Raw genomic sequence first — 10,335 nt, 5'->3', positions numbered from 1 at the left:
AGTTCCAGTAATGGAAGTCCAAGTACCGGTATATACTAATGAAGTATTAGTCTCTTCGATAGTTTGAGGCTGAGGATCAGTAGGTATAGTAGTGTTAGAATTAATTTCAAAAGCATCAAAAATAACTATGGTATTAGAAGAAGAAGGATTCTTCTGTCCGGTAGCAACAATTTTAATAGTATGTAGAGCATTAGTTAAACCAGACTTTTGATAAACAGTTGTTTTAGTTTGCTCAGTAGCCGAATATAAATCAACATTAGCATCTAATACACCGTCAATGTAAACGTCAGCCTTACCTCTATTAAGAGCCTTATAAGAAATCCACTTAACAGAAGTACCAGTAAATTTATATTCAACAGAGGCTCCAGAAGCTAGAGCATATTTACCAGTACCACCACTATAACCAGTTCCAGTAATGGAAGTCCAAGTACCGGTATATACTAATGAAGTATTAGTCTCTTCGATAGTTTGAGGCTGAGGATCAGTAGGTGTATTAGTGTTAGAATTAATTTCAAAAGCATCAAAAATAACTATAGTATTAGAAGAAGAAGGATTCTTCTGCCCGGTAGCAACAATTTTAATAGTATGCAGAGCATTAGTTAAACCAGACTTTTGATAAACAGTTGTTTTAGTTTGCTCAGTAGCCGAATATAAATCAACATTAGCATCTAATACACCGTCAATGTAAACGTCAGCCTTACCTCTATTAAGAGCCTTATAAGAAATCCACTTAACAGAAGTACCAGTAAATTTATATTCAACAGAGGCTCCAGAAGCTAGAGCATATTTACCAGTACCACCACTATAACCAGTTCCAGTAATGGAAGTCCAAGTACCGGTATATACTAATGAAGTATTAGTCTCTTCGATAGTTTGTGAACTTGGTACCGTAGGAACAGTAGAGATATTGGAAGTTAAATTAGATGTAACTAAGGAAATTGTACCACCTTCACTATCCGACAACTTCACCAAAGCATTTAAAGAACCACCAGTATTCCCTGCATCAGGATCACTACTAATAAAATTCAATCCCAAATTCCCCGCCTTCAAAGCTTTAGCCTTTATAACAAATAACTTTCCATTAGCATTCGCTATACCAGGGCCATCGCCCTGCAGTGAAAATGCAAAATTAATAATTCCGGTAGTATCAGGCAATGTGGACTTTACTAATAGATTGTAGGTTGTCCCACAATTTTTTATCAAATCGCCTTCAGATATGTCTTGAATTTGTATCATTGATTTATCGTAGGCAAAGTCTATTGAACCTCCGTATAAATCGTTTATATTTTGTGCATTTACGTAAATATTAAAATCTTGTCCAACAGCCACGTTTGAGTCTACAGTGTAGTAAAGGTTTGCTGTGGTTGTGTCAGCTGCTTTGGCATTAATGCTTGGAAAAACTAAGATATTCATTACAAGAAAGAAACACGCCAAATAAGCAGTTACTTTTTTAAATTTCATTCATCCCTTCCCCCTTTGTTGAGTTAAAAAATAAGATTAGTATTTTTAATATAGTTATATTATGATGCCTCCTTTTGTAAAAGTATAATATTACTTTTATGCTTTGTTAAAGAAACGTGCGAAATGCTGCATGTTATTAAAAGCAAGCAATGGCCTTTTATCATTTATATATTTAAATATAAACCTATGAAAATATTTAAATATATAAATATTTACTTGAGCCATGCTGGTTTGCAGTAGATTTGCTTTCTATAATACCAATGAACAGGCTTATACCAACACTATTATTAAACAGCACATATTTGTATTGATTCATATAGAAAACTTTTTATAGAGATTTACAAATCTATACAACAATTCTACTATACTTTGTTTAAATTGTTAATAGAAAAGCAACAGATTTTGATTATTGATTGATTGGAAATAACTTGTATACTTGTCTATTAGAAGCATTGGTTAAGCATGTGCTTATACATAAAATGTTAACTATATGTTAACTATTATTAAGATAATATGGTATAATTATCCTTGGTTAAAACTTTTAAAAGGGGGAAAAACATGAAGAAGCTTAAGAAGTTTACAAGTTTGTTTATTCTTTATGTATTTATTGTTTCTACGGTGCTTCAAAGCGGTACTGTAAAAGTATTTGCAAAGGACGATGCGCCAAAGACTCAAAAACCTTTAAAGGCTGTTGAAGGTCAGCTTATTTTAAAGATTAAAGATTTAAACAATAAAAATTATGAAGAAACGTTAAAAAAGTATGATGGAAAAATACTTAAGGTTAATGGAAGTTCTATGTTAATAAGTGTTAATAATGAAAATGTGGACAAGACCCTTAAAGAACTTAAAGATAATGCTAACACTGATTATGTAGAAGTTAATGCTGTTGCTAAAAAGCAAGGCAGCACATCAGATCCTTATATTGGAACACAGGATTTTTTAAACTATGCCCACGTGCAGGAGGCATGGGATAATATACCTGCAAGCAGTACTCAGGTTACAGTGGCAGTTGTAGATACCGGTGTTATGTCAAGCCATGAGGATTTATCAGGAAGAGTGCTTACAGGGAAAAATATTTTAACCGGGAGTGCAGATACAACTGATAATGACGGACACGGTACTCAAATAGCAGGTATAATTGCTGCAAATACTAATAATAACAAAGGTATCGCTGGAATTGCAGGTACAACAAATACTAAGATACTGCCTGTAAAGGTTTCAGATGTGGGCGGAACTGCAACAAGCTTTGATGTTGCAAGCGGTATAAGATATGCAGCTGACAGCAGTGCCTCTATAATAAATGTAAGTATGGATGGAGAAGGTTGCAGCAAGACTGTTGAAGATGCAGTTAATTATGCCTTTAGTAAAGGCTGTACTGTTGTAGTTTCAGCAGGTGAAAATAATGATTATGCAGAAAATTACTGGCCAGCCAATATTGAGGGGACAATTGTAGTATCCAGTATACACGGTGGAAATTATGGAAAAGCTGTTACCTTGGCAGCAGGCGGAGAGGGTTATACTACAAGTAATACCGGAAAGTACACCTATGTTTTTGGAACCTCTTATTCTGCAGCAGCAGTTTCAGGGGTAGCGGCTTTAGCAAAGGTAAAGTTTCCATCCTATTCTAAAGCACAAATAGAAAATCTGTTGAAAAAATCAACCAGCAATGATTGGAAAAATTATTATAAAAATTATGATCAATATAATCATTATACAGGTAATGGACTTATAGATGCTCTTAAAATGACACAGGGTGCTGTCGGTTTTATTGAAATCACTTCTCCAAAATCATCAGATTACTATAATGGGGATGTTAATGTTAAATTTAAGGCTATTTCACCGGCAGATTTATCAAGAACTGAAATATACATAAATGATAGTACAACTGCTTTAACAACAATATCAGGTAACGGAAGCAGTGATTACACAACTGTAGTTTCTGCAGCATCTCTTCAAGAAGCAGCTAATAAGATAACTATAAAGGCTTATTCTAAAACAGGAGCCTCATATACTGATTACAGATATGTAAACGAGAAAAAAGGCTCTGATACCAAGGTTACAGCAGCCATACTTGGAATAAATAAAGAAAAACTTCCTAAAGGAACAAAAGTTTTCTTAAGAGCAGTTAATGATAAGAATGATAATGCAAAAATAGACGAAATTTCTGCTGCAGCTGATGATAACAGTAATGTAGTGTTTTATAATACTAAACCAACAGTATTGTATGACTTATATTTTTCTTACAATACTACTATAAACGGATTGAATGTACCGATTTTGTATGCAGCAAAAATTAATGGTTCCGGAAATTATTCAATTGATGCTTCTTCGCTTAAACAAAGAAGTGTTACTTCTAAAAAAGCTGATGGAACTCAATTAACAGGTTCTAAGCTTACTGTAAAGTCTTCCTTTGGTGATGCATGGATGAAGGGTATAAATATTGATAATAGTTTTGATTCAAATGGTAAGGCTCTTTTCTATGCACCGGATAATATTGATTTAGGTATTACAGTAACCAATGAAAAAGACGGTTATATGTATAATAAGCATTTAGATAGTTTAAATGGAGTAGATAGTATTAACCTTGGAGTAGATGGAACAGTTACTAAAGTTAATGCAGCTAATTACTATAGTTCTATGGTTACCTCAGAATTGTTGAATATTAATAGTATGGATGAGTTTGGATATTATAACAATGCAACCTTTAGTATTAAAAACAACAGTGCATATATTTCAAAAGCTTTTTCAGGCTATTATTACTCAGCAACTTTAAATTCTAGTAATGTGAAGAGGACTATTAGATATGAAGGCAAGACCTTGAGTCATAAAAACAGCATCGAAACCTTAAGCTTTGGCAGCTTAGGAGTTGATGTGAGACTGGAGCCTACGTCTGAAGGAGGCGTAAATCTATTTGCCGGAATAATAGACAGCAATAAAAACAGAGTTTATGTTTCAGGAAGTGATGATTTTAATATAAGTGTTTATGATCCTTCAGGAAAAATAGTACAAGCTACAGATTATGATTTACGTAAAAACGATGGGGAAGATGAATATGCCTATGAAACTTCAAGGTATTATGGCATTAAGCTTCATGACAATATGCCTAAGGGAACCTATAGTGTACAGGCATCAATAAACTATGCACCCATAGGAAATCTTATATCAAGTAAGGTGACCTTTGCAAATGGCTCCACAGACTCTACAGATAACAGCACACAAGCTACTGTTAATGTAAAAGCGCCTTTTAGTGTTGTAAGCTGGATGAGCGGAAGATATTATATTTACAACCAATCCGGAAATGTAATTAGTCAAGGATGGTTTGATTATAATCCATCTTCAACAAATGCAACTAGCTTTAAGGTTGATAAAAGTTTAATCAACTCAAGCAATAAAATTTATATTTATTGCGGCCAGGATGATGGTGATGGTAAAGGTGGGCAGTTCTGCTATGACAGGCAGCTTCCGACAGCTTTAGATAGTACCGGTGTTGTAAATATTGATAACTCTCAGGGAACGGCAAAAAGATTAACTTTCTCCATTGATGATGCGTCAAAGTTTAATATATTAAAAGGTGCTGAGATTAAAATTACTTCGAAATACATAAATTATGATGGATTAAAAACTGCAATTGATGATAAAGGTTTAAGTTATCTATGGGCTGATGACGGCCAGTATATGGCAAAGGCTTTTAATTCATCAGCAAAGTGCTACTTGGCTAAGACCTTTACGTCTAATGCCCAAAGTACTACAGTAACCTTTACAACTAATGATTTAGCAAAGTTTAGTGTAAGCGTAAATAACTTATCTGGATATAAAAAGAGCAGAGCCTATATAGATGGAATTGGTAATATAGAATTTACAAACTCGGATACATTAAATATATCACCTGTTTTAAATGCATCTGTATATTCAATTATTAATACTGCCTATGATGAAGCTTCAGGTACAATGTATCAGTATACCTATGACCTAAGTTATAATTTTAGCAAAGCAAGTGATGTAAAGCATATAAGTTTTGATGATACCACTGTTACTTTTAAAAGCTACTCCAATAATGTCGATTTACCTGGAGGTATAATTGCAGACTACAGCATTACCTCAGGGGGATTAACATTAAGCAGAATATATACAGATAATCTTTTTGATTTTATGAATGCCTTTAGGTCAAAACATCTTATAAGTATGGATCTTTATAATTCTTCCGGTGTACTTATAGATAGTACTAATTCATCTTTGAATAGATACGCAAGTGTATCACATGCAAGTTTAGTAAATAATACTCTAACTGCAGGAAACTATACTATTAAGATAAATGTACCAAATGCCATAAATTTAAAATGCACAGAACAGCCTGTAACTGTTACTACAAATAATATTCAAAGAATACGAGTTATGAATCCATTTAATGTTTCAAAGCCGGCTGCCTTTACAAAGCTTGATAGTATTAATGGAGAGTACACCACTGATAACAATGGATATATATTTGTAAAAAAAGGAACCTTTAGCTCAGTTAATGATTTTAGAGTAAACTACTCCGGAAGTGAAGGAAATGCCATATATTACGCTGACAGCTATAATTCATCTGACAGCGATATTGTCATTAATAAGGCTATAGCTTCTATGAAAAGTGTAAGCATAAAGCCCTTATATTCCCCAGGAAAAATTAATTTGGCCAATGGGATAGTTAATATGTATGATGGAAAGTGTGCTTCTATAAGCTTTAGCTTAAATTCACAAGGTCAGATTAATAATTTGTATATGAGTGGTGGTAAGTACAGCATATATGTTAGGGGACAAAATTATTACTTAACCTCAAGTTTAGACTTAGGCTCTAATCAGACTACTGCTTCTGTTGATAACAACAGCTATGCAACAATAAGCCTTGGAAGTGGAGTGACAAAAGATGTTAAGGTGGACTTGGAATATGACAGATTTGTTATGAATGAAAACTTGAATACAATTTATGTTTCACCTAATTGTTTTGTTAATTATTCTTATGAGGATTATGATAATGGAATAAGTTATCATAACAGCATAAATACAGTTAACCTGACTCAATACACTATCAAAATAGGAAGTCCAATTACAGCCAGCGCAAGCTTAGATAGCTCTGTAATTAGGCCTAATTCTACTGTTAATGCTAATTTGAGCTTGCAGGATGAAAACAAAAATAATATAGAAATCTCAAATTACTATGACAAGAGACCTGTAGTTACTGCCAATATTAAACAGGGAGGAACTTTGGTTGGTGCTGTTCAATGTAATCTTGGTCAAGATGGAATGGTTAGTTTCAATATGCCGTCGGTCAGCGGAGCAGTAACAGTAAACTTTGATATTCAATTTAACACTCTAGGAAAGGTTAATAGTAATTCCTGTGATTTAACTGTTGATGATTCGAGTTTTTATAAGGTTACTGTTTTAGATCCTATGGGTAATCCTGCTAAGGGGGGAACAATAAGCAAGTACCATTATTATGGAGGCTATACTATAGGCGATAATGGAACAGCATTTATTAACAAGTACGATATATCAAATGGTGATAAGCTTATTATTAATGGAAGAACAAACACAACAAATGAATTGTTTGTTTATAGCAGAACCTTTGATTCTGCTGTGCTTCAGTTTAAGGCTCAGTCTGATAATAAGAAAATTAATGTAACGGCTACATTGCCTGATGAAGCAAGTTTCCGGGATGGAAGATTTGCAATTTATCTAAATGGTAATGATTATCCAACCGAAATTTTTCAAGAGGATTTTCACGGCGACAATTCATGGAAAAGTTACAGCAATTTAAATGTCTATTTAGAAGGCGGAGTATATAACTTTGCAATGGATGATTACAGAACCTATTATTTAATCAGCCAGATAGATACCAGTAAAGCTTCAAGTGTTGTTTTAGATGGAAGCAAGATGGCTAGGTTAACTACTTCCTCTAGTGATGGATTTAGCTTTAGTTTAAATAAGATAAGTGAATATATGCAATATGGAGTTGCTGAGGTATTTGTTTCCCCAGGTGCAGAGCTAAGTTATTCACGTAATATGAATGACTATGGCATAAGTTTTTCTAACAAAGTAACTACTATTGCGGGCAGTACTATTAACATGGGTTTAGGAAGTAAATTAACTGTTACAGGTACACTTGATAAGAATACCTATGGGCCTGGAGAAAATATTAAGGCATCTATTAGTATTACGGATGAGAATAAAAATATTATAACAATTAATAGTTGGAACAGTAATAAGCCTGCAATCCAAGCAGTATTTAAAAATTCTATCGGTAATATTTTAGCTTCGGTAGACTGCACTATCAATTATGATGGAACTGTAAACTTTATTATTCCACCGGAGGCTGATGGAAATGTATCAATTAGTTTTGTACTTAAAAGCGATAAACTAGGTACTTTTAGCAGTGTAAGTTATCCTACTACTGTTGATTCAAGCAATTACTATAAGATATCTCTTATTGATCCTTATGGTAATCCTGCTAAGGGAGGAACATTAAGGTTTAGCAATGATTACAAAAACTATAATATTTCAACTGCCGGAACAGTATTTGTACCAAAGAGTACTCTAAGTGATGGTATGAGCTATAATGTTGTTGTAAGCGGAAACTGCAGCAGCAATGCAGATAAGTTTATATATGAAAGAACTATCACTTCAACTACTGTTAAGATAGGTAAAAATCCTGATACAAGCAGAATAAATCTTAGTATTACAAAGCCACAAGCATATAATGTTGATTATGCGTCTATACAAATAAGAAATGATTTTGGAAATGAAGTAGCTTATCAAAGCCTTGATATGAATTCTTATAGCTCTTGGTCAAATATGAATTATTGGTTTGATAAGAATGTATACAAAATTAGGGTTGAAATGGGATCATATGATGGTAGTAAATCCGTATCTTATATTTTATATGATGATATAGATACTGCAGCTGATACACAAGCAGTACTTGATGCAAATAATATTTCGAAGTTGACTTTTGTATATGATGGATTGAATTCGTTAAGTAATGAGAATTACTATGTTGGAAGTCCTTATTCAAATAGAAGTTATAGTTCAAGCGATATTTTATATGTATCTAAAAATAAAGGTTATAACATATCCGGAAATGGAACTATAAACATTAATGGAATTAATTCAAATTTTGGATTTTCTAAAAATAACTTTTTTGTGAAGGATGATATAACAGAGATCCATTTTGGTAAGACGCCGTATAAGTTTATGACATATAAGAATAATGAAATAGTTGATTATAAGCTGAAGGACGTTGTAAATATTGGTGATACACTCAATGCATATAGCTTAAGTGTTGTAGATGGCAATAATTATCAACTTAGTGTGTATGACTCAAATATTACAAATCTAAAATTAAACTTCTATCAGCAGGGAACAACTAATTTAGTAAAAAGTGTGGATGCAGCTTCAAATTCTTATAATCAAAAAAGTTTTGTTATTCCTAGTATGACTGAAGGAACTTATGATGTTAATATTACTGGTACTGCACCAGATGGAACATTAATAGCAAATAAAGCACAAAAGGTGAGTGTTTCATCACAAGATAATAATTACCGCTTTTATCCTCAATCAAAGGATTATTATAGTTCAATAAAGGAAGCAACAATTACTTTCTTTGAAGGAACTAAGATAATTTATAAAACTAGCTGCGATTCATATTCTTCAAGTGGTGAGCTGCTTGTTCCAAAGAGTATATTGACATCGGGAAAAGATTACATAGCATTGATTTCTTACACTGATTGGAATGGAAAGTATCATTACTTTAAGACAACAGTAAACCTTGATGGAAGCTTTAGTAGTATATATTTAACAGAGCCAGATACTAGTGTTGAGGTACCGTTAAAAGGAATTCCCAATGCTAAGATTGATGTTGTAAAAGACGGCGCTAGTTTAGGGCAATTTGCCTTAGCTGATGATGGTTCAGGAAATATGGTAGTACAGCCGGATAGCTATGAACTTATCTTAAAAGGTATGGATAAAAATACCGGCAAGTATTATGTACTTGATAAAAATATTACAGTTAACTCTGCAACAACAAGCTACAACTTTGATACCAGCAGTCTAAGCATACTTAGCGTAAATAGTTCATATAAAGGCGGTATCTATAGTGGAAGTTACATACTTCAAAAACAAGGAATCAATATTCAAAGCACAGTTGATTATAGTGATATGAGAGACAACAATATTTATGTTGACAAGGGAACATATACAGTTAGTACTTCCTTAGATGTTTCAGGCTTAGCTAATACCATAACAGGAAAATATACTGTTGACTGCAGTAATGCTACATCTGCAATAGAACTTGGCAAAAATTTAAAGGTAACAGCTGTATTAAATAAAGCAAGTTTTAATGCCGGCGAAACTCCAAGTGTTACTTCTGCTAAAGTAATGGATGGAACTGTTGAGCTTTCTGGTTTTATGGCATCAGACTTCTCAATAAGCTCCATAGATATTGTTCATAGAGGAAAGAGTTTTAAAAATTTCCAAGGTGCAATTCCTTCCTATATATCTGGAGAATGTAATTTAGGTTTGAATTTAGTTAATAAGGCTACCGGAACAATTTCTGTTTTAGCAGCTTCTGTTGTTATTAATAATTCAACCAATAAGGCATTAACAGATATTAATCTTGATGGTATAACAGATATATATGACTTAACTCTAATATCTAAGGATATGGGATTTGAAAAAGGAAAATCAGTAAATTGGGATGGAAGATGCAATGTGGAAAATAACGATGGTCTGAATAAGATAGATATCAAGGACCTAGCAAAGGCAGCACAAAATTATAATAAGAAGTATTAATTTCAAGAGGCTCGTTTTGAGCCTCTTTTTATTGTATAATTATTGTAGTAA

At 33.1% G+C, this 10,335-nt stretch carries 1 protein-coding gene and 1 pseudogene; one reads left to right on the top strand and one right to left on the bottom strand.

The annotated features are described in order from the left end of the window. A pseudogene (locus tag JK636_RS11165) lies at positions 1 to 1,461 on the bottom strand (cohesin domain-containing protein); the annotation flags it as partial. A gap of 558 nt (positions 1,462 to 2,019) precedes the next feature. Between JK636_RS11165 and JK636_RS11160 the strand changes: the two are divergent. Further along, a complete protein-coding gene (locus tag JK636_RS11160; RefSeq protein ID WP_202749059.1) occupies positions 2,020 to 10,284 on the top strand; it encodes a S8 family serine peptidase in 8,265 nt (2,754 codons plus the stop codon). Positions 10,285 to 10,335 lie beyond the last annotated feature (51 nt).

The organism is Clostridium rhizosphaerae (assembly GCF_016765585.1).
Taxonomy (GTDB): domain Bacteria; phylum Bacillota; class Clostridia; order Clostridiales; family Clostridiaceae; genus Clostridium_AT; species Clostridium_AT rhizosphaerae.
The sequence above is the reverse complement of the archived record's forward strand: the minus strand, read 5'-3'. Positions and strand labels throughout refer to the sequence as shown.